The sequence below is a fragment of the Flagellimonas baculiformis genome (genome assembly GCF_033441575.1).
GTDB lineage: Bacteria > Bacteroidota > Bacteroidia > Flavobacteriales > Flavobacteriaceae > Flagellimonas > Flagellimonas baculiformis.
In genome coordinates, this window is record NZ_JAUZVW010000003.1 from 236,573 (window position 1) to 256,845 (window position 20,273).

Annotated in this window: 23 protein-coding genes and 1 pseudogene; 16 read left to right on the forward strand and 8 right to left on the reverse strand. The window is 44.9% G+C overall.

Features of this window, described 5'->3' with window-relative positions; translation table 11 throughout:
* Positions 1 to 15: 15 nt before the first annotated feature.
* From SD450_RS06005 to SD450_RS06045, 9 genes are all read left to right on the forward strand, one after another.
* Positions 16 to 723 carry a membrane or secreted protein gene (locus SD450_RS06005; RefSeq protein WP_318343729.1) on the forward strand — a complete coding sequence of 236 codons (708 nt, stop codon included), beginning with the start codon at positions 16 to 18 and terminating at the stop codon, positions 721 to 723.
* Between the two features lie 96 nt (positions 724 to 819).
* Complete coding sequence (locus SD450_RS06010) at positions 820 to 1,242, forward strand: META domain-containing protein (RefSeq protein ID WP_318343730.1); 423 nt, start codon at positions 820 to 822, stop codon at positions 1,240 to 1,242.
* Positions 1,239 to 2,054, forward strand: a complete 816-nt coding sequence (locus SD450_RS06015; protein WP_318343731.1) for an META domain-containing protein — start codon at positions 1,239 to 1,241, stop codon at positions 2,052 to 2,054. The genes SD450_RS06010 and SD450_RS06015 overlap by 4 nt, the downstream gene beginning before the upstream one ends.
* A gap of 2 nt (positions 2,055 to 2,056) precedes the next feature.
* Complete coding sequence (locus SD450_RS06020; RefSeq protein WP_318343732.1) at positions 2,057 to 2,530, forward strand: hypothetical protein; 474 nt, start codon at positions 2,057 to 2,059, stop codon at positions 2,528 to 2,530.
* Positions 2,531 to 2,650: 120 nt separating this feature from the next.
* Positions 2,651 to 3,832: a hypothetical protein gene (locus SD450_RS06025; protein ID WP_318343733.1), complete on the forward strand. Its 1,182-nt coding sequence runs from the start codon at positions 2,651 to 2,653 to the stop codon at positions 3,830 to 3,832.
* A 69-nt stretch (positions 3,833 to 3,901) separates the two neighbouring features.
* Positions 3,902 to 4,270: a hypothetical protein gene (locus SD450_RS06030; protein WP_318343734.1), complete on the forward strand. Its 369-nt coding sequence runs from the start codon at positions 3,902 to 3,904 to the stop codon at positions 4,268 to 4,270.
* Between the two features lie 178 nt (positions 4,271 to 4,448).
* Complete coding sequence (locus SD450_RS06035) at positions 4,449 to 4,940, forward strand: YciI family protein (RefSeq protein WP_318343735.1); 492 nt, start codon at positions 4,449 to 4,451, stop codon at positions 4,938 to 4,940.
* Positions 4,941 to 4,991: 51 nt separating this feature from the next.
* Entirely contained in the window at positions 4,992 to 5,555 is a 564-nt protein-coding gene (locus tag SD450_RS06040; RefSeq protein ID WP_318343736.1) for a DinB family protein, read from the forward strand.
* A gap of 108 nt (positions 5,556 to 5,663) precedes the next feature.
* Positions 5,664 to 5,891 carry a hypothetical protein gene (locus SD450_RS06045; RefSeq protein ID WP_318343737.1) on the forward strand — a complete coding sequence of 76 codons (228 nt, stop codon included), beginning with the start codon at positions 5,664 to 5,666 and terminating at the stop codon, positions 5,889 to 5,891.
* 6 nt (positions 5,892 to 5,897) lie between these two features.
* On the opposite strand, the pseudogene SD450_RS06050 reads toward SD450_RS06045, so the two are convergent.
* Positions 5,898 to 7,431, reverse strand: a pseudogene (locus SD450_RS06050) (SulP family inorganic anion transporter).
* Between the two features lie 250 nt (positions 7,432 to 7,681).
* Complete coding sequence (locus SD450_RS06055) at positions 7,682 to 8,599, reverse strand: nicotinic acid mononucleotide adenyltransferase (RefSeq protein ID WP_318343738.1); 918 nt, start codon at positions 8,597 to 8,599, stop codon at positions 7,682 to 7,684.
* Positions 8,600 to 8,724: 125 nt separating this feature from the next.
* Between SD450_RS06055 and SD450_RS06060 the strand changes: the two genes are divergently transcribed.
* Entirely contained in the window at positions 8,725 to 9,726 is a 1,002-nt protein-coding gene (locus tag SD450_RS06060; protein WP_318343739.1) for an NAD(P)H-dependent glycerol-3-phosphate dehydrogenase, read from the forward strand.
* Positions 9,727 to 9,762: 36 nt separating this feature from the next.
* Here SD450_RS06060 and SD450_RS06065 read toward each other — a convergent pair whose 3' ends face one another.
* The 5 genes from SD450_RS06065 to SD450_RS06085 form a co-directional block, all read right to left on the reverse strand.
* On the reverse strand, positions 9,763 to 10,407 hold the full coding sequence (locus SD450_RS06065) for a hypothetical protein (protein ID WP_318343740.1): 645 nt from the start codon (positions 10,405 to 10,407) through the stop codon (positions 9,763 to 9,765).
* Between the two features lie 5 nt (positions 10,408 to 10,412).
* Positions 10,413 to 11,591, reverse strand: coding sequence for a hypothetical protein (locus tag SD450_RS06070; RefSeq protein ID WP_318343741.1), 1,179 nt, complete (start codon positions 11,589 to 11,591; stop codon positions 10,413 to 10,415).
* A gap of 270 nt (positions 11,592 to 11,861) precedes the next feature.
* On the reverse strand, positions 11,862 to 13,529 hold the full coding sequence (locus SD450_RS06075) for a glycerol-3-phosphate dehydrogenase/oxidase (protein ID WP_318343742.1): 1,668 nt from the start codon (positions 13,527 to 13,529) through the stop codon (positions 11,862 to 11,864).
* A gap of 5 nt (positions 13,530 to 13,534) precedes the next feature.
* Positions 13,535 to 13,843: an antibiotic biosynthesis monooxygenase family protein gene (locus SD450_RS06080; RefSeq protein WP_318343743.1), complete on the reverse strand. Its 309-nt coding sequence runs from the start codon at positions 13,841 to 13,843 to the stop codon at positions 13,535 to 13,537.
* Between the two features lie 3 nt (positions 13,844 to 13,846).
* On the reverse strand, positions 13,847 to 14,203 hold the full coding sequence (locus SD450_RS06085; protein WP_318343744.1) for a hypothetical protein: 357 nt from the start codon (positions 14,201 to 14,203) through the stop codon (positions 13,847 to 13,849).
* A gap of 238 nt (positions 14,204 to 14,441) precedes the next feature.
* On the opposite strand from SD450_RS06085, the gene SD450_RS06090 reads away from it, so the two are divergent.
* From SD450_RS06090 to SD450_RS06115, 6 genes are all read left to right on the forward strand, one after another.
* Positions 14,442 to 14,972, forward strand: coding sequence for a CvpA family protein (locus tag SD450_RS06090; protein ID WP_318343859.1), 531 nt, complete (start codon positions 14,442 to 14,444; stop codon positions 14,970 to 14,972).
* Between the two features lie 185 nt (positions 14,973 to 15,157).
* The gene (locus SD450_RS06095; protein ID WP_318343745.1) at positions 15,158 to 15,667 is read left to right on the forward strand and encodes a CAP domain-containing protein; all 510 of its coding nucleotides are present in this window, start codon (positions 15,158 to 15,160) and stop codon (positions 15,665 to 15,667) included.
* A 109-nt stretch (positions 15,668 to 15,776) separates the two neighbouring features.
* Positions 15,777 to 16,319 (forward strand): 3-hydroxyanthranilate 3,4-dioxygenase, encoded by a 543-nt coding sequence (locus SD450_RS06100; RefSeq protein WP_318343746.1) that lies wholly within the window; start codon positions 15,777 to 15,779, stop codon positions 16,317 to 16,319.
* Positions 16,319 to 16,690, forward strand: coding sequence for a DUF1304 domain-containing protein (locus SD450_RS06105; protein ID WP_318343860.1), 372 nt, complete (start codon positions 16,319 to 16,321; stop codon positions 16,688 to 16,690). Before SD450_RS06100 ends, SD450_RS06105 begins: the two co-directional genes overlap by 1 nt.
* Positions 16,691 to 16,764: 74 nt before the next feature.
* Positions 16,765 to 18,318 (forward strand): L-piperidine-6-carboxylate dehydrogenase, encoded by a 1,554-nt coding sequence (amaB, locus tag SD450_RS06110; protein WP_318343747.1) that lies wholly within the window; start codon positions 16,765 to 16,767, stop codon positions 18,316 to 18,318.
* Between the two features lie 356 nt (positions 18,319 to 18,674).
* Entirely contained in the window at positions 18,675 to 19,232 is a 558-nt protein-coding gene (locus SD450_RS06115) for a hypothetical protein (protein WP_318343748.1), read from the forward strand.
* An 18-nt stretch (positions 19,233 to 19,250) separates the two neighbouring features.
* Here SD450_RS06115 and SD450_RS06120 read toward each other — a convergent pair whose 3' ends face one another.
* On the reverse strand, positions 19,251 to 20,246 hold the full coding sequence (locus SD450_RS06120; protein WP_318343749.1) for an acyl-ACP desaturase: 996 nt from the start codon (positions 20,244 to 20,246) through the stop codon (positions 19,251 to 19,253).
* Positions 20,247 to 20,273: the final 27 nt, after the last annotated feature.

Genomic DNA, 20,273 nt, shown 5'->3' on the forward strand with positions numbered 1-20,273 from the left:
ATAAACTAAACAAACATGAGACATTTTCTTTTTTCCATTCTCGGCTGCCTCTCGGTGACCGCAATGACCGCACAAGACCTGCAAGGTGCCTGGGAAATGACCCAGACCAATGAGCAAGGGACCGAGGTACAGCACATTGCCATCATATCCGGGGACTATATCTCCAAGGCCTTTTTTGAAAAAGAGACCGGAAAGTTTATCGGCACCAAGGGCGGGAGCTACAAGGCCGACGGTCAAAATTTCACCTATCTCTTTGAATTTGCCTCATTGAATCCCGAACTGGTGGGAACCCAAAAAAGCGTTCCCTACGAACTGGTGGACGGAAAACTCCATTTGGGCGATGCGACCTGGTCCAAAATCGATGATGGGACACCCGGGGACCTCTCCGGTGCGTGGCTCATATCCGGCAGGAAGCAGGACGGTGAGGTCGTAAAACGCAATACGTCGGGTCCGCGCAAGACCATGAAGATCTTGTCCGGCACCCGCTTCCAATGGATCGCCTACCATACAGAGACCAAGGAGTTCATGGGCACAGGAGGCGGAACGTACACCACCGTGGACGGAAAATACACGGAGAACATCGGTTTCTTTTCCCGGGACGATTCCAGGGTAGGCGCCAGCTTGCAGTTTGATTATAGCTTGGAAGATGGGGACTGGCACCATTCCGGTTTGAGCAGCAAAGGACAGCCCATATACGAGGTCTGGAGCAAACGAACGGAGTAAGTATCGTTTCAGATGGCACAATCCGTTACAGAAACAATGTTGAATTTTATTTTTTTAGTATTTTTCCTAAACATTAACCAATAATTTCTGTACAAAATGAAAACCTCTATCCTATTGTTTTTCTTTGCCATAGTCCTTGCAGATTCCTGCAGCAACTCCAAATCCGACGCAGAGGCGCTCTATGGCACCACTTGGGAACTGGATTACATCACGGGCCCAAGGATTGCTTTTGAAGGGCTGTTCCCGGACAAAAAACCACAGATCACTTTCGACAAGGCATCTTCCAAGGTCACGGGCACGGACAGCTGCAATGGGTATTCCGCCGACTATGTTCTGGAGGGGAGCTCCATTTCCTTTGGAGAACCCGGCCCCACCACCATGATGTTCTGTGGCGGCAGCGAACGCCAATTCTTGGAAATGATGAAAAAAGTGGATGGGTTCTCCTTTGATGAAGATGGAAAACTCAACCTGCTGATGGGCGAGGTCCCCATGATGCGCTTCAAAAAGATAGGATCATGAAAAAAAGCGTTATGGCCGTCTGTTTCCTAGTGTTCCTTTCCAGCTGTGTGGAAAGAAAAAAACAGGATGGCGAACAGACAGAATCCACTGAGGAAACGACAGATACGATCAAGGAAGGGAAAAACGCCAAGGCGATGTCCGTGGCACATGCCGAAAATTATTTCAAGGCCACTGGGACAGAACCTTTTTGGGGGCTCAAGATCTATGGGGACAGGGTGGAACTCACTACCTTGGAAGGGGACACCATCGTTGTGCCGCACACGGAGCCCATTAGGGTACAGGATGCCAATATAAAGATGTACCGCGCGCAGACCGAGGCCACGTCCATGGATGTCATCATTTCCCAAAAAGAATGCACCAATGCCATGTCCGGCGAAGTATCCCCTTATTCCGTGACCATTTCCTATCAAAAGACCGGGGAGGAAGAAAGCCATGCGCTGGAGGGTTGCGGCTCCTACGTGACCGATTACAGGCTCAACGATATCTGGGTGCTGGAGGAAATGAGGTCCCAAAAAGTAGCCAAAGAGGATTTCAACGGGAAGGATGTGCCCTATATGGAGATCTATACCGAGGACAACCGTTTTTCGGGCTTTTCGGGCTGCAATAGGATGACCGGCAGCCTGTTCTACGAAAAAGATTTACTGCGTTTCGCCCAGATTGCCTCCACCCAAATGGCCTGCCCCAAAATGGACAGGGAATCCGAGTTTTTGAAGACCCTGCAAAGCAGCACCGACTACAAAGTGGAAAACAACAGGCTGCACCTTTCCAATGGAAGCGAAGAAAACCTGCTCATATTCAAAAAAATAGACTGATCATGAAAAAATTACTTTTGGCCTGTTTGGCCCTATCCGTGGTGGCCAGTTGCAAGAACAAGGAGGCCAAGGAAGTGGACAGCGTTCCCGAAGTGCCTGTAACCGTGGCCCCACCCCAACCTGTTCCTGTTTTGGAGAAAGGTTGTTATACGTATGACGCCAACGGGAATCGCATTGTGCTGGAGATCACCGAAGCGAACGGATCTGTTCTCGGGAACCTGGACTATGCCCTTAAGGAAAAGGATGCCAACAAGGGAACTTTTTCCGGTATCTTGAAGGACAGTGTGCTCCTAGGCAGTTACACCTTTATGTCCGAAGGCACGGAAAGCACCCGCGAGGTGGCCTTTTTAGTGAAGGAGGGCCAGTTGATCGAAGGATTTGGCGCACTGGACGAGACCGGGACCGCCTTCCAGGACCCAACGTCCCTCAGTTTCAGTTCGTCCATGCCGTTGTCCAAAACGGATTGTGAACCGTGAGAGCCAAACGGGTTATTCTTTAATATCAGTTAGTAGGTGATTTAATACATTAATGATTCCCTAATTTGGAGTATGGATGTGTTTTATGCTTATATATACAAGTTGTAGCCAATTACAAAAATGGAAAAGAAGATTCCAATTTATACTGACTTAAAGATAACTCCAACTAAAAATACAGGAGTAAAAAGATATTTCAATTCAATAAAAAGAAATCTTCCTGAAAATTGGAATATTATTACACAACACCAATATAATGACAAAGATTCCTTTGAAGTTTTTGGAGACATTTTATGTATTAAGACTCCTTATTACAGAGATGTCTCGCAAGAGAAAACTTTTTACGGAACAGTTTTTTTAGGGCTTGCTGACAATTACATACTACTGCTAAGAACTGAAGTTAACACTGAATTTATACCTGAGCAATCTATTCAGCCTATTGGCTACATTATTTCAAACCTACATGAGGAAGTTCTCAAACCAAACAAACACTATAGTTCTTTTCATCACGAATTTGAGTTTGGAGGCCCCGCAGACGAGAACTGGTATAAAAAAGATTTAAGAAGTCAACGACAAATTCGTGTTAATTCGAAAAAGGATGCGAAAATCTATTCCTTAATAAAGGGAACTCAAACCAAGGTCAACGGTCAAAATGTTTTCTTTAATGAACCTAACAACATATCTCTATGCTTGAGCATTATGAAGAAGTCTTACAAAAATGCGCGAAGGCTCTTTTCAGAATTAAAGTTAAACAGGATAAATAAAAAGGTTGAGATAAAAGATGACGATATACCTAAACTCTACGATTATTTTGAAGAAATCATAACAGGATTAACCTTTTCATTTATTGCTGTTGAGGCAATGGCAAATGCAGCAATTCCTGAAGAGTACGCTTACGAAATGACAAACGAGAAAGGGATAAAAGAAACTTGGCCCAAAGAAAGTATTGAAAGATGGATGTCAACAAGCTCAAAAGTATCAGAAATACTTCCTTTAGTTCTCAATTCAAAGAATATTAAAACAGAAAAGTTTTGGGTAAGTTTTAAGAAATTGGAAAGTCTGAGAAACGAAATTGTACATCAGAAGACCATTGAAAAAGGAACCAAGCTTGATTCAGAAATGTTTAAGCAATTAATTGATCCTAGCATATTTGGAATAATTAGATCCTCTCTTGATGTTATAGGTTTCTTTTACAAAATAGACAACGCCCATCCATATTTCCCATTAGGTTTAGGAATCGCACGATTTAAAATAGTGGATATCGAAAGCATGGAAAAACATTTTAAAATAATCGAAGAAAAATAATTGGCTACAACAACACCTATACGCAATACTGTTCCGGACACAGCGCATAGCCAAACCGTTGTCCATCATATGAAAAAACTGATTTCCATACTATTATTGCTGACTTTAACTTCGTGCCATTTTGGAAGAAATGGAATACTGGTTGAAATCAAAAACGCATCTGATGGAACCATTCATAATGTAACTTTTTCTTCTGACGCAAACACAAAATTGGAATTTGAACGAATCGAACCCAATGAATCCGTAGAAAAATTTCTCGATATGACCCATAATCAAAAAGGAGATGGTTCTTATGGATTAATTTTTCAAAGAGAAAATGGAAATAAGGAACAAACCGGTGGTGGATACTATACCAATGGTGGGTCTTTGGACAGAAAAGTTGTTTGTGAAGTAAAGAACGATACAATTCTAATGAAATTTAGCGGAACTGGATACTAAAAACATTGCCCCTAATTCATCACCCCCCTATCCCCTTAACTAAATTCCCTACTTTTAATAAAACTAGACAACTAAAGGAATAACCAAGCTGCTCTTGATTTCTCTTTGCCCCTCTTTTTGCCAAAAAAGGTCCAATGGAGGCTTTCAAATGGTTATTTTTAACTTAAAAACCATCGATATGTACCCAAGAATCATTTTCCTTGTCTTTTTGATCGGTTGTTTTGCGGGCACGGCGCAATCCACATCAGAAGATACTGCGGCAAAAAAGTCTGACGAAGTCCTGTACGATGCCGAAAAAGCAGCAAAGTACGGCGCTGATGACTATGGCATGAAAAAGTACATCTTTGCCTTTCTGAAGCGTGGCCCAAACCGCACGTTGGACAAGGAGGAAGCGACCAAATTGCAAACCGCCCACCTCGAGAACATCGGAAGGTTGGCCAAGGAAGGGAAATTGGTGCTGGCCGGTCCTTTTTTTGGAAATGATGACCTTCGCGGCATCTACATTTTTAATGTGGAGACCCTGGAAGAGGCCAAGGAACTTACCGAGACCGATCCCGCCATAAAAGCCAGTAGTTTGGTCATGGAACTCAAAGAGTGGTACGGTTCCGCAGCACTCATGGCGATCAATGAAATTGCCCCTACTCTGGCCAAAAAATCAATCATGGATTGATCTATATCAATGAAAAACTTCCCCTACTTCATAATCATCGCCTTTTTTAGTATGGGCCAGATGGATAATGTGAATGCACAAAACATGGAACTCCCCTATAAAGAGATACCCGCCCATCCCGAAGCATATACCCCCGGAAATTTAGTGGCACGAATGATCGATGGGCTGGGCTATCGGTTCTATTGGGCCACCGAAGGCCTTACCGAAAAGGACCTCGCCTACAGACCTTCCGAAGACGGCAGGACCATTTTGGAAACCATGGCGCATATCAACACCATGTCCAACAATATTTTGTTGGCCCCGGATGCACAACCTTTTGAAAAGTCCCTCTACCCAACCCCGGCTTCGTATGAGGAGCTGCGGGCCAAGACCCTTCAAAATTTGAAAACGGCCAGTAGTAAAATGTTAGGGAAAAATGCCGAGGAGATGGAAAAATTCAAAGTGATCTTCAAAAGAGGGGAGCAAGAATCGGAGTTTGCCTTTTGGAACCTCATCAACGGTATGATCTCGGATTGCATCTACCACACCGGACAGATCACCTTGATGCGAAGGGCCAGTGGCAATCCGCAAAACCCCAATGTGAACCCGTTTTTGGGGCAAACAAAAACCGAGTAACCCCACCTGTTTGTAACATTTCCTGGAAATCCATTACCAATATATAAATGATGGTCTATGGGTTTCGCAAGTCATGCAGTAAAAGTTATCCAAGCCAATCGCGCTTTATTGCAAAAGCGGCGAAGTTTCAAAGATATTCGAGAAGCTTACGAAGGCTATGTGGGCGACACCGAACTGAAGTTCAAGGACCTAACTCCCTTTGAGCAAAAGAAAATCCGCGACAAGATCATTCAACAAGCGAAAATGGATAGATTGGAAGAAATCCAAAACTATTGTATTGCGCTCGTTATCCTAATCGTTTTGGGGGTTGTTCTTTACTATCTTTTTTCGAGTTAGCAGCACCTACTCAATCTTATCGACCACAACCTTATAGGTTGGATCTTCCAAAACGTTCACCTCGATAATGTCATCGGCATTGGCCAACAAGCGCTGGCAGTCCTTGCTCAAATGTTTCAGATGGAGTTTTTTGCCCACTTTGCGGTAACGCTCCGTGATCTTGTTCACGGCTTCAATGGCGGACATATCCACCAAACGGCTTTCCTTAAAGTCGATGATAACCTCTTCGGGGTCGTTCAGGACATCAAATTTTTCGGCAAAAAGGGTGGTGCTGCCAAAGAAGAGCGGACCGTAGATCTCGTAATGTTTTACACCTTCCTCATCCACATACTTTCTTGCCCTGATCCGCTTTGCATTGTCCCAAGCGAACACCAAGGCAGAAATGATGACCCCTACCAGAACGGCCAAGGCCAAATTGTGCAGGAACACGGTCACCAAGGTGACGAGCACCATCACCAATACATCCGATTTGGGCATACGACGGAAAGTTTTTAAGCTGGCCCACTCAAAGGTGCCCAATGCGACCATGATCATCAATCCGGTCAGGGCTGCCATGGGTACTTTTTCGATCAAACTGGAACCGAACATGATGAACACCAAGAGCATCAAGGCCGCAAAAATTCCAGAAAGTCTGGCTCTTGCCCCGTTGGAGGTATTGATCAGACTTTGCCCGATCATGGCACAGCCACCCATCCCCGAGAAAAATCCAGATAAGATATTGGCTGTTCCCTGCGCCACGGCTTCCTTGTTGCCCCTACCTCGTGTTTCGGTAATTTCATCCACAATATTGAGGGTCAACAAACTCTCGATCAAACCAACCCCGGCCACGATCGCCGCAAAGGGAAAAATGATTTGCAACGTCTCCCAAGTAAATGGAAGGTCGGGAATATGAAAAGGAGGAAACGTTCCTTGAATGGAGGCGATATCACCAATGGTGCGGGTATCCAATCCCATGAAAAAGACAATGCCGAACACCACCAAAATAGCGGCCAAGGATGCGGGAACCACTTTGGTCAACTTGGGCAATCCCCAAATAATCAACATCGTCAACAATACCAGTCCCAAAAAAATGAACAATGTGCTGCCCGTTAGCCACTCTCCTTCCGGAGTTTTGAACTGTGCCAGTTGAGACATAAAAATGATGATGGCGAGGCCGTTCACAAATCCAAAAATAACGGGATGGGGAACCAACCGCATCAATTTGCCCAACCGAAGAATGCCCGCCAATAGCTGCAAAATTCCAGCCAGTACCACCGTGGCAAACACGTATTCCACGCCATATTGCTGGGCCAGGCTCACGATGACTACTGCAACGGCACCTGTGGCCCCAGAGATCATTCCCGGTCTTCCGCCCAAAATGGAGGTGACCAATCCCATCACAAAGGCGGCGTACAATCCTGTCAATGGGGGAGAGGCCTGCAATGAAGGCAAAAGCAATGGCTTCGGGCACGAGTGCCAAGGCCACGGTAAGGCCTGATAAGATCTCTGTTCGGTAGTTTACCTTTTGGGAAAAATCAAAAAGGTTGAGGTATTTCTTCATCTTCGATTTTTAAGGGGGCAAAAGTACCACTTATTATGGGTTTGTCCCCATCCTGAAAAAGAATTGGGAATATGGCAATCACATGCTAAATCGTTGAAAATCTGTCAGTGTTTCGCCCAAATGCCCGTGATAGATGGCAAAGGATAACCATCAAAAAAAAACCGCCCTGGACTTTATTGCCCAAGGCGGTTCTTAACTAAATAACCAACCAAAAAAACTTGTTTGTATAGTCGAACTTTTTTGTTCTTCCTTACATATTTCGTTGTCGGGTCACGTTCATGGTCGGGTTGGCCACCTTTGAACGTTTTTTGCCCGTATCTCCTGATTTCAATAACTGCATGTACCCTCTTCCTGTAAACTCATAGACCGTTCCGCTGGACACATGGTACAACTCTATTGTACTGTCATTGATAACGTACAATTCAAAATAATCATTGCCCAAGAAGTCATAATCCAGTGTTAAAGTTTTCAGGGAAGCATCATTGGCCACATCATATACCTCATAATCACCTTGATAGTCCCATTGGATGTTGGAAAGCGGTATGCCCTGTCCGTCAATGGAGGATCTAAAATATCCGCCGCCATCTGAAAAGAACTGAAGGTAATTTTCCTCATCAAACTCGTTCAGGGCCCCATACTCACTGGTATAGGTCTTTTCCCAAACCTGATATTCCTGCAGGAAATAGTGGATGTTGTCATAAAAGACCATATCATAATCGAAGGAACTCCTGTAATATCCCCTCAACACATAGGAGGTATTGGAGCTAGGGTCGTAAAGTTCCAACGTATTGTTGTTGACGGTATACACATCCAAAAGCCAAAGACCGTCCACATCATGGTCCACTTCCACCGCGCCACTATAGGTGCCATAGGTGCCCACATCCACTCCCAATCCGTTGCCCGTTTTACCGATTCCCACCAAATTGTTGTTGGCATACACCACGCCACGGTCAAAAGATATAGTGAACGCACGTTGCAGAAACGGCACTTCGCCATTTCCCTTTGTTGCATTGATGTCAACATACCAGATGTCGTAGTTTTCCAATACCAAGGCGGTGTTGATTGGCGATTCCTCAATGAAATCATCCTCCACGATAACCTCGGTGTAGCAAGAGCTGACCAAAAGACCTATCATCAAAATTCCCAAGAGTAGTTTTCTTTTTTTCATAATCGTGGATTTTAAGGTTCGATGATGGCAGACCAATCTCTGTGCCAAATTTTTTAAACAATTGATAATCAGTATTTAATGGGTGGTCGATTTTATTATTCGGTTATAGGGCGTAATTTTGCCATATGGAAGAAAAATTGAGATTTGGAGTTTTTGGAGGGGGAAGCTGGGGAACCGCCATTGTGAAGATGTTGTTGGAAAATTTGGACAGCGTGGGATGGTACATGCGGAGTGATTCGGCCATACGCTATATCAAAAAAGAGGGACACAACCCCAACTATTTGGGCTCTGTTGAGTTTGAGGTGGACCAGCTGGTAATGAGCCATGATATCAATACGATTGCTGAAGCGTCCGATGTGCTGATTTTTGCCATTCCCTCTGCTTTTTTGGAGAGTGAGCTCAGCAAACTGACCCTTTCCTTGAAGGACAAGATCGTTTTTTCGGCCATCAAGGGCATTGTCCCTGAGACCGGGCTCATCGTGGGGGAGCATTTCCATGAACATTATGGCATTCCGTTCGAGAACATTGGTGTACTGACGGGACCCTGCCATGCGGAAGAGGTGGCACTGGAGCGCCTGTCCTACCTCACCATTGCCTGTGCGGATGCCAAAAAGGCGAAAATGGTGGCCGATCATGTGAAAAGCGAATACATCCGCACCAAAATCTCGGACGACATCATCGGCACGGAATATGCAGCCATGCTGAAGAACATCTATGCCATTGCCGCAGGGATTGCCCATGGTTTGGGATATGGCGACAATTTTCAGAGCGTTTTGATGAGCAATGCCATCCGGGAGATGAAACGGTTCATCGACCGAGTGTATAAAATGAAACGGAACATCAACGCCTCTGCTTATCTGGGCGATCTATTGGTCACGGGCTACTCGACCTTCAGTAGGAACCGGATGTTCGGCAATATGATCGGAAAGGGCTATACCGTAAAAAGTGCCATGATGGAGATGAACATGGTGGCCGAAGGGTATTACGCTACCAAAAGTGCGCATTTGTTGATGGAGAAATTGGAGAAAAAGTCCAAAACACCCATCATCAATGCGGTGTACCAAGTGCTCTACAAGGAAAAAAATCCGAAGAAAGTCTTCGAAAAATTGACGGAGAAGTTGGATTGATTTTATGGATTTCCTTACTCAAAAAAACCAGGTGGCCTACAGGCTTGCAAGGCTATAGCTAAAACCAATATGAGGTATTATAAAAGATGTCGTTTCCTCAAAATAGTCAGTTGTTCTTGACAAGTTCATACCCAAGTAAACCCTACTTTTCGAAGATTGAAACCCAATAGAAATTCTATTGGAGAAGAAACTAAAATCGGAAATGTAAAACCCTTCACCATATTCATCAACCTTTTTGATGGAAAAATCTGTATTTGTATTAAGCAATGACACTCCAGCACTAACAAAAATGTCTCCTTTAGAAAAGACTTTAAAGTAATAGGTAAAATATAGGTGGTAATCAACAATAAGCTTATAATCTATCGCCCCCACATTTATCGCATTGTTGCTTTCAGGTCGCTGAGCTATTACCATGTCGTATCTAAAACTATTCAAAAAACCAACGGCTAAATTTTTTGTGATTCCATATTCTAGCCCAAGGTTCAAAGCGATTCCAGCATTTTGTTTGTCAATATTAGTTAAATTTGCGTTTTCATGGTAAATGGTTGACCCATAAACGGGTGTTATTCTATATTCTGTTCCAACAAGAAACTGCAAGCTATTTTTAGCATCACCAATAGGCTCTTGAGCAGTCAAAAAGAAAGGAACAATCAACAACAATGTTAATTTGACTGTCTTCATTAAAATCATTTTAAGTTATATTCAATATCACTGTTGTTGCGCGATAAATTTCTTCCATTGATAAGGTTATATGGATTTTGGTTGTGAAAATTGGCTGTTAATTCATCGTATGGCGACTGATATGATCGATAACCAACCTTTAGTGTCTCTCCATTCAATATTTTTTCATAAACATGCGTCGGTGCAGGCCAAGAGTCATATTCGAAGATTACAAACGCAGCTATTTTAGCCAGTTCACCTGTTTGAAGAATTCCCATATCCCTGTTTATAAGCCTTTTGTCGCCTACTTCGCCGTTGTTACAGTGAACCAAGAAACTTCCATCCCAATAACATCCCAATCCAGCATTCGGCCCACAATGTGTACTAAAATCTCCTGGAGTCAATGAGGAGGCGGTCACATCAACAACTTCAAATTTAACATCAGCTGTTTCGATCCATGATTCTTTTTTGTCTTTTATTTTGACATACTCCATTTTTACGTAATTATTACTAATCCCTCCGCCTCCTCCAAATCCTTCTTCTAATATGGGATCTGGCAATCTATATTCTTGGTCTTCTGGGGATATCCCCAATACAAAAACGTCATTTTCCAAAGCTTCTGGTTTGGGGCTAGGGCCAAAAATATCTTCTTCGGACAAATCCCTATATTTCAGTTCCAATTGTCCAGTAGCATCTAGTTTATAGCCCTGAACAATTTCTTTCTCTGTATCTGGGTCATAACTATTGATCAGAAAAAAAGACCCTCTACCTTTACCTTCTTTAATCTTATGCACGTATGGATACCAAGACCCTCCATCCAAATCGATAAAAGCGTTTAAGGAAAATCGAATACTATCATTAATTGTTGTTTGTCCTTTACCTGCAATATCACCACTCAAGAGATCATCAAAATAAAAAATGTCTGGATTTCTCTCTTTTCCAGATTTCTTCGATACTTGTTCATTAAAATCAGGACTTGCCTGAAGCGTTTTTTCCATTAAATGGGTAAGGTGATAATTCTTATAGGCCAATTTTTCATTTAATGTTGCCTTTTCGATGCTTGACTTGGCAAAATGCAAAGAAATGGATGGGTTTTGTTCCAAAGGCAAGCTGTGTTCTTCTTCATTTTGACATGAAGCTAAGCATATGGTCAAAACAAATGCACAAAGTCGAAAAAATGCATTACATGTGATTGAAGATTTCATTTTAGAAAATTGCATAATGTAGGCTTTTGGTTAATGAATTGTAGGATTGTCCGCAAGCTATATAAAACTCATCGTACAATAACCGCTAAATTGATGGATGCCCCTTTTGGATTGATGGATGCCCTATTTGAATTGAGGGATGGACAAATTCACCTCTGAAATGAAAGTAAATTGTCGTTGAAATTTATGCAAAGTGGGTATTGTGCTCCTTGATTGCCTTTGGCATAAGAAGTCTAAAAGAACAACCTGTTCTGATGGCGGAAAATGGCCTTAATCTCGGTCCAACGAAAAATTGGAATGGTTTTCCAACTCCTTTTCCAGTTCCTTTTGAAAAGCATCCACCTCCTCGGCGGAATGGCCGAATGCCTTTTGGAACTCTTCCAAAACAGGAGCCATATGTTTACGGACGCTGTCAATGTCAAAATACAACCGTCCCGTCCTTCGGATAAAAAAGTCCAATGGGGTCAACGACATTTCGTGCGCTATGGTGAACTGGGCCTCTGCACGTACCATTCTTTCCAATGGATCTTCTGCCTTGGTCTGGGCATATAGCTCCAAGATGGTCTCGGTCTGTTTGCCATAAGTGGTCACCAAATACCAGGCATCGTACTCGGAAAAGCCACTGTCGTGCAGTCGGTCAAAGACCGTGGCTATGTATTTTTTGACGTGTTTGAATTTCTTGAAATCGTTGCCACAAAGTGGAATCTTGTCCGTAGTGCACGGTTTTAGGTGGATGTCGTGGTCTTCCTCCATGTTTTTGGCAATGCGGTTCACCACTCGCTCCGCCATTTTTCTGTATCCCGTGAGCTTACCCCCGGCAATGCTGATCAATCCCGTGTCCGAAGTAAAGATCTCGTCCTTCCGGGAAAGCTCCGATGCCGATTTTCCCTCTTCATGGATCAAGGGGCGCAACCCGGCCCATGAGGAGATGATATCCGACAGTTCCAGATGGATGTCCGGGAACATGTGGTTCACTGCCGAGATCAGATAGATGGCGTCGGCAATGTCCGTGGTGACATGGTCCTTGTCCGCATTGAAATTGGTATCTGTGGTGCCGATATAAGTGACCTTTCCGCGGGGAATGGCAAACATCATCCTGCCATCCGGAATATCAAAATACACCGACTGTTGCACCGGCAACTTTTCCCTTGGGAACACCAGATGCACGCCCTTCGTCAAATGCAGGCGTTTTCCTTTTTTGGACTGGTTCATGGTGCGAAGTTCATCTACCCACGGTCCTGCGGCATTGATCACATACTTTGAGGAGATATGGTATTCGTCCCCAAAAACCTCATCACGGAAAGTGACTCCAGCCACGCGTTCATTTTCATACACAAAATCGATGACCTTGGCATAGTTCACCGCCTTTGTCCCAAATTGTAGACTGGTCTTTATGTTTTCCAAAGTAAGTCGGGCATCATCGGTCCGGTACTCGGCATAATAACCCGCCCCGTTCAATATCTTTTTGGGCAAAAGGGGCTCCAGTTTCAGGGCCTCCTTCTTTTCCAACATCTGTCTTTTGTCATCCCCTTCCACTTGGGCAAGGATGTCGTACACTTTCAACCCGATGGAGGTCAGCCATTTTCCGTAGGAACCGCCCTCGATCAAAGGGAGCAGCATTTTCTCGGGAATCACCAAATGGGGCGCCAACTTGTGCACAATGGCCCTTTCGGAACCCACTTCCTTCACCAACCAAAAATCGAACTGCTTCAAATATCGGAGCCCCCCATGGATGAGTTTGGTGGATTTGCTGCTGGTGCCCGACGCAAAGTCGCCCTTTTCTAGCAACAGCACCTTCAACCCACGGGCAGATGCATCCAGGGCGATACCCGCTCCCGTAATGCCCCCGCCGATCACCACAAGGTCATAAGCCTCCTGTGCCAAGTCCCCAAGGCTTATTTTTCGATCTGTGTTTGAAAAAGCTATGCTTTCGCCCATGGTGTTTATTTGTTGAACTCGTATTCCCGTTCCACGCGGCAGATCCGTGTTTTATACCACGAATACCATTTTTTGATGCCGTTCCTTTGGGCCTGGATGTGATCCATGTTCACCTTCCAATTGGCAATGGCCTCCATACTTTCCCAATAGCTTACGGTGATGCCCAGCCCGTCCCTGGCACTTTCCACTCCCAAGAAACCAGGTTGCTGTTGGGCCAGCTTGGCCATATCATCGGCCATTTGTGCATAACCATCATCCCCCTCTGTCCTTAGACTGCTAAAAATTACGGCATAATACGGTTTTTCCAGTTCCATATTTTATGTGATATAGTCTTTCTCCAAAAAATAATTGACCAGGGCCTCCTTCATCAAAACGGTCTGTTCCCCGGCCTTGAGCGGCGGCAATTGTTCCTTTACTTTGTAATGTGGCCAGCCTTCATCATCAAAAAAATCAAAATCGTAATAGCCGTAGGGTTCCAATAACCTACAGATGGCAATATGCATCAGGTTTACCTTTTCGTCTTTTTTGAACTTTCGATGGTAATTGCCGAGCTCCTGTACGCCCACCAAATAGATGATGCCGTCCAGTTCCAAGGGATCCCCGTCGGAAAATTGTCCCGACAGTTTCTCCACCAACTGCTCCCATCGTTCCCTTAATTTTTCGTCTCTTGACATCTGTTCAAACTATGGACCCAAAGGTACAAATCAATATGCTATATTTACCCGTTGTGTATTTTGATTGAAATTTGTCAGTTCGAGTGATTTTTCGAAAGGAAAATTGTATCGAGAACTAGAATTTCAACACCAAAACCGATTCTCGATACAAAATTCCTGCAGAATTTCACTCGAATTGACGGCTTTGGCATAAGAACCCTTCAAAATGCAAAACGGGTTATATTTATTAAAATCGGATATGAGCTTTTTGGACATCATCATCGGGATTCTTTTGGTCTGGGGCCTCTACAAAGGCCTCAAAAATGGCCTTTTTGTGGAAGTGGCCTCATTGGTTGCCCTCATTGCCGGAATATACGGGGCCATCCATTTTTCCCACATCACCGGGGAATATCTTGCCCAACAATTCGATTGGAGCGAACAATACCTTAAATTGGCTGCATTCCTTATCACCTTTTTTGCCATTATCATCGTGGTGAACCTTGCAGGCAAATTCTTGACAAAGATTGCCGATTTTGCCATGTTGGGGCTTCTGAACAAAATTGCCGGGGCCATCTTCGGCATGTTGAAGGTCGCCGTTATCCTTGGGGCCTTGTTGATCTTTTTTGAACGTTTTGCTGCCCCATTGGGCATGATCAATGAAGAGACCAAACAGGAATCCATTTTCTACGAACCGATAAAGGAAATCGGTGCCCTTGTTTTTTCCTATGTATTGGATAATGAGGAAAAGGAACCTGAAGTCCCTGTGGAGCCACAGACAGAGACCCTATAAAAAGCTCCTTTTTTCCGATTAAAGGAACTTCGGCGGCCGTCCAAAACTACATCAAGTCCCTTTTTTTGCCATTCAACGTAAGAATCTGCCCTCCTGTGGAAATTTTATGGCAAAGGATCTGTACTCCATTAGCTTAGCAAGCAGAACACTAAGGAGCTTAGAACACTCCTGAAAACACCCCGAAAATGAAAAAAATATATGTCCCGTTGATGGTCATAGCATTGCTATTTCTATTTGGTCAATGCAGTACAACATCCCCCGAAGAAGAAAAGGAATACACCGAGGCCCAACTCGGGAATGAAAAGGTGACCATCGATCCCGTGAGCTTGGAAGATGAAATCGTAGGTCTGGTGAACCAACACAGAAATTCCATCGGGTTGAACGCTCTCCAAGACAATCCCGTATCCTACAAATATGCCGAGGAGCACAACGACTATATGATATCCAAAAACAAATTGAGCCACGACAACTTCCAGTCGCGGGCATCCAAAATAGCCGAGGAGTCACATGCGGTGAGCGTTTCGGAAAATGTGGCCAGATACTATACCACTGCAAAGCAGACCGTGGATGCCTGGCTGAACAGCACATCGCACAAAGAAGCCCTGGAAGGGGACTACAGTCACACCACCCTGAGCATCCAACTGGACAAAGACGGCAGACCGTACTATACCCAGATTTTCATAAAAGTGGAATAACAGACCATACCCATTACCCATAAAAAAGGCCCGCAATGTTTGTGGGTCTTTTTTGTTATTCCCTATGTTGCCACCTAGGTTTTTTTTACCTTTCGTAAAATCTTTGATCATGGCGATACAGGCTCCCTTCAACCTCAACAAGTGGCTCGACGAAAACCGAGACACCCTAAAACCCCCAGTGGGCAACAGAAACCTTTATAAAGAATCCGGGGACTATATTGTCATGGTCGTTGCCGGGCCCAATGCCCGAAAGGATTACCACTATAATGAGACCGAGGAACTGTTCTATCAGTTGGAGGGGACCATTGAGGTTCATATTCAAGAAGATGGAAAGAAAAAGACCATGAAACTGGGTCCCGGCGATATGTACCTTCACCCTGCCAAGGTGCCCCATTCCCCGGTGCGCCACGAAGGCTCCATTGGGCTGGTGGTGGAACGAAAAAGAGCCGACATGAACGTGGATGATGGACTATTGTGGTTTTGTGACAACTGTAACCACAAACTCTATGAGGCCTATTTTACCCTTAACGACATCGAGAAGGATTTTTTGGCCCACTTCAAGCACTTTTATGGTTCCGAAGAACTGCGCACCTGCGACAATTGCGGAACCATTATGCCTGTGGATGAACGTTTTGTGGCCAAGGAAGAATGATACTGTTCGTGGCAAAAATCATTATAGCCGTTGTGGCCTTGCTCCATTTCTACTTCTTATGGTTGGAGATGTTCGCATGGACCACCAAGGCAAAAAAGGTGTTCCGGAAGTTTCCAGAAGACCTCTTCGAGCCCACCAAGACTTTGGCGGCAAACCAAGGGCTGTACAACGGATTTTTGGCCGCGGGGCTGGTGTGGTCCCTCATCATCCAAGATCCCAAGTGGCAGATATATGTCGCTTTGTTCTTTTTGTGCTGTGTGGCCGTTGCCGGAATTTATGGGGCCCTGACCGCTTCCAAAAAAATCTTCACGGTCCAGGCCTTGCCCGCTCTCTTGGGAATCCTATTGCTCTTGATCCATCAAATGGTTTGAAAATCATCATTTTCTTGTGAAGTATTATTTGTATTTTCGTCAAAATATAACAATTCACACATAAAAAGTTATAAATGTCAAAAACAGCTACTGCTTTTGGAATGGATGAGGCCTTAAAGCAACTTGGCCTTCAAGAAACCAACCATGGAACATCGACAGGCTCGGAAAACTTCGGTTCCGGGGATATCATTTCCTCTTTTTCTCCGGTTGATGGGGCCCTTATCGGAAAAGTAAAGACCACTTCCCCAACAGATTATGAAAAGGTAATGGTAGCCGCCACCTCCGCTTTCAAGGAATGGCGCATGGTCCCTGCGCCGCAGCGTGGGGAAATCGTCAGGCAGTTTGGCGATCGGTTGCGTGAACTCAAGGAACCCTTGGGCAAATTGGTCTCCTACGAAATGGGGAAATCCTATCAGGAAGGCTTGGGCGAGGTCCAGGAAATGATTGATATCTGCGATTTTGCCGTGGGACTGTCCCGACAATTGCACGGATTGACCATGCATTCGGAAAGGCCCGGGCACCGCATGTACGAGCAATACCATCCCCTTGGCGTAGTGGGCATCATATCCGCTTTCAACTTCCCTGTTGCCGTTTGGGCATGGAACACCGCCCTCGCATGGGTCTGTGGCGATGTCTGTGTTTGGAAGCCTTCTGAAAAGACCCCGCTTTGCGGCATTGCCTGTCAAAATATCATAGCCGACGTCCTGAAAAAGAACAACCTTCCCGAAGGCATTTCGTGCCTCATCAATGGGGATTACGAGGTAGGCGAACTCATGACACAGGACAAGCGTATTCCATTGGTTTCTGCCACGGGATCCATTCGAATGGGAAAAATAGTGGCCCAGGCCGTAGCGGCCAGATTGGGCAAATCGCTTTTGGAACTGGGAGGCAACAATGCCATCATCGTTTCGCCCGATGCCGACATTAAAATGACTGTGATCGGGGCCGTATTCGGGGCCGTTGGCACTGCAGGTCAGCGCTGCACCTCCACCAGAAGATTGATTGTGCATGAGTCCGTTTACGACAAGGTGAAGGACGCCATCACAGAAGCCTACAAACAGCTCAAGATCGGCAACCCATTGGACCAGTCCAACCACGTTGGCCCCTTGATCGATACCGATGCCGTCAAAATGTACCTCAGTGCCTTGGAAAAGGCCAAAAAAGAGGGAGGAAAAATATTAGTCGAAGGCGGTGTGCTGGAAGGCGAGGGATATGGCAGCGGTTGCTACGTAAAACCTGCCATTGTCGAGGCACAGAACAGTTTCCAGATCGTACAGGAAGAGACTTTTGCCCCTATTCTATACCTGTTGAAATATTCAGGAGGTGTCGAAAATGCCATTGAGCAACAGAACGGGGTGGTACAAGGACTTTCCTCTGCCATAATGACGAACAGTTTACGGGAGGCCGAACACTTTTTATCGGCTGCCGGAAGCGATTGCGGGATTGCCAATGTGAACATCGGGACCTCCGGTGCCGAAATCGGAGGTGCCTTTGGTGGGGAAAAAGAAACTGGGGGCGGTCGTGAAAGTGGCTCCGATGCCTGGAAAGTATATATGCGCCGACAGACCAACACCATCAACTACACCACAAAACTTCCTTTGGCACAAGGAATAAAGTTTGACCTATAAAAAAAGCCGCCCATTTAGGATGAACACTAAATGGGCAGTCTTTAAAACCAACTTAACTAACTCAAACTTAACTTAAAACCCTACTCCAATGCCGGAACTTCGTCGGGAGAAATAGGGTTGTTTACCTAATATTCGACCCCAATTTCCAACTATTTTAACTGGTTTCCACGGGGTATCTTACAAGTGGTCAAAAAAAGTGTATGGTTGGTTCTTTTTGACCTGTTTCCTGTTTTCTATTTTTTCAAACCCTCTTCAAACTGTTTCTAAATAGCTCAAATTCTATGGATTATATTTAAAATTTTAAGATTTTTTTAATATTTTGGATATACTGTTTCATCAACCTAATCAACCTCAACATGAGCCTAGAAATTTCAACATTGTGGTTTTGGATCATCTTGGGTGTCACTGGTATTATCTCTGGGTTGATCGGTTATCTCTTTGGAAGGGTCAATGCAGCGCCAAATCCTGATAATTCATTTGAAATCAATTTGTTGGAAATCGAAAACGCCAAGTTGAAAGCGGACCTGGACACTTGCAAAAAAAGGTTGTCCAATACAAAAACACCTAAGGAAAGTATTGTTGTTCCCCTTGTTTCCCTTCAAAAAAACACCCCATCCTTCCACCCAGATGAAGCAAAGTTGGCTTTTGGAAGGACCATCAAAGAGGATGACCTGAAAATAGTGGAGGGCATCGGCCCAAAAATTGAGGAACTCTTCCACAATTTCAACATCAAAACATGGAAGGCACTTTCGGAGACTTCTGCGGACACCTGTCAGGAAGTACTCAATTCCGGGGGCAAAAGATACCGTATCCACGACCCGGCCTCATGGCCCATGCAGGCGAAAATGGCCTATGAAGGCCACTGGAAACAGCTTGCGGAATGGCAGGAAAAACACCGAGCAGGCAAATATTAGATAGACCAACCAGTCTTTCTATATCATTCCATTGGCCTCGACCCATTTGAAGGTTTGCTGCTTTTGGGAAAACTGCATCCGTTCGGCTATGCGCTGCAATCTATCGGGAAGTTTCATGAGATAGTCCCTCGCCTTTTCCGCTTGATCGGAGAGGCTGCTTAAGCGTCCAATTTCCCAATAATCGTTCAGCTTTTTCAAAATATCGATATAATCCTGTGCGGTATAGACCCCCAATCGTTGTGCACAGTTGGAGAACTGTTCGAATGCTTCCCCGATGGAACCTCCCGATTCCCTCAAAAAGTGAGCGGGCATCACGATTTTTTTCTTCATCATATCGGCGAAGGCCAAAACCATACCGTCGGGATCCTGCCCTATAATGGTCTTTACAAACTCTCGATAAGCCAAATGGTGCCTCATCTCGTCACCCGCGATGATGGTACACATCTTTGCCAACAATCCGTTGCCTTTCTGCTTCGCCATTTTTCCGACACGTTTGTGGGAAATGTTGGTGGCCAGTTCCTGAAAAGTGGTATAGACGAAATTCTTATAGGGATCCCTGTCCGTTCCGATATCAAAACCATCAGAGATCAAGTGCTGGGTAGTGATCTCCACCTCGCGCATGTTCACCCGCCCGGACAGGTAAAGGTATTTGTTCAGTACATCACCGTGCCTGTTCTCTTCGGCGGTCCATGCCCTTACCCATTTGCTCCATCCGTTGTCCTTTCCACTGTGCTGATCTATTCCTTCAACATCCATCAACCAGGATTCATAAGTGGGAAGTGCTTCTTCGGTAATGGTGTCCGCCACGAGCGTCACCCAAAAATCATAGCCCAGTTCCTTCGCTTCTCCGCGGATCTGCTCCACTTGATCAAAAAAATCATCACTCTGGGAATCCGGCAAAAAGTCGGTAGGCTGCCATATTTTTTCGATGGGGACCAAAAATTCTTCCATAAACCCCTCAACCTTAGGTTCTATGGCCTGCATCACCTCCAATCTTACATTTTTAATCGACATATAGCTGTTTTTTACAAAGATCTCGAT

Coding starts and splice junctions, on each gene's coding strand:
- SD450_RS06015 (WP_318343731.1), top strand. CDS start 1,239: ATGAAAAAAAGCGTTATGGCCGTCTGTTTCCTAGTGTTCCTTTCCAGC.
- SD450_RS06095 (WP_318343745.1), top strand. CDS start 15,158: ATGAAAAAAATATATGTCCCGTTGATGGTCATAGCATTGCTATTTCTA.
- amaB (WP_318343747.1), top strand. CDS start 16,765: ATGTCAAAAACAGCTACTGCTTTTGGAATGGATGAGGCCTTAAAGCAA.
- SD450_RS06010 (WP_318343730.1), top strand. CDS start 820: ATGAAAACCTCTATCCTATTGTTTTTCTTTGCCATAGTCCTTGCAGAT.
- SD450_RS06060 (WP_318343739.1), top strand. CDS start 8,725: ATGGAAGAAAAATTGAGATTTGGAGTTTTTGGAGGGGGAAGCTGGGGA.
- SD450_RS06055 (WP_318343738.1), bottom strand. CDS start 8,599: ATGAAAAAAAGAAAACTACTCTTGGGAATTTTGATGATAGGTCTTTTG.
- SD450_RS06120 (WP_318343749.1), bottom strand. CDS start 20,246: ATGTCGATTAAAAATGTAAGATTGGAGGTGATGCAGGCCATAGAACCT.
- SD450_RS06090 (WP_318343859.1), top strand. CDS start 14,442: ATGAGCTTTTTGGACATCATCATCGGGATTCTTTTGGTCTGGGGCCTC.
- SD450_RS06100 (WP_318343746.1), top strand. CDS start 15,777: ATGGCGATACAGGCTCCCTTCAACCTCAACAAGTGGCTCGACGAAAAC.
- SD450_RS06030 (WP_318343734.1), top strand. CDS start 3,902: ATGAAAAAACTGATTTCCATACTATTATTGCTGACTTTAACTTCGTGC.
- SD450_RS06025 (WP_318343733.1), top strand. CDS start 2,651: ATGGAAAAGAAGATTCCAATTTATACTGACTTAAAGATAACTCCAACT.
- SD450_RS06075 (WP_318343742.1), bottom strand. CDS start 13,529: ATGGGCGAAAGCATAGCTTTTTCAAACACAGATCGAAAAATAAGCCTT.
- SD450_RS06005 (WP_318343729.1), top strand. CDS start 16: ATGAGACATTTTCTTTTTTCCATTCTCGGCTGCCTCTCGGTGACCGCA.
- SD450_RS06065 (WP_318343740.1), bottom strand. CDS start 10,407: ATGAAGACAGTCAAATTAACATTGTTGTTGATTGTTCCTTTCTTTTTG.
- SD450_RS06020 (WP_318343732.1), top strand. CDS start 2,057: ATGAAAAAATTACTTTTGGCCTGTTTGGCCCTATCCGTGGTGGCCAGT.
- SD450_RS06085 (WP_318343744.1), bottom strand. CDS start 14,203: ATGTCAAGAGACGAAAAATTAAGGGAACGATGGGAGCAGTTGGTGGAG.
- SD450_RS06040 (WP_318343736.1), top strand. CDS start 4,992: ATGGGCCAGATGGATAATGTGAATGCACAAAACATGGAACTCCCCTAT.
- SD450_RS06035 (WP_318343735.1), top strand. CDS start 4,449: ATGTACCCAAGAATCATTTTCCTTGTCTTTTTGATCGGTTGTTTTGCG.
- SD450_RS06070 (WP_318343741.1), bottom strand. CDS start 11,591: ATGAAATCTTCAATCACATGTAATGCATTTTTTCGACTTTGTGCATTT.
- SD450_RS06080 (WP_318343743.1), bottom strand. CDS start 13,843: ATGGAACTGGAAAAACCGTATTATGCCGTAATTTTTAGCAGTCTAAGG.
- SD450_RS06115 (WP_318343748.1), top strand. CDS start 18,675: ATGAGCCTAGAAATTTCAACATTGTGGTTTTGGATCATCTTGGGTGTC.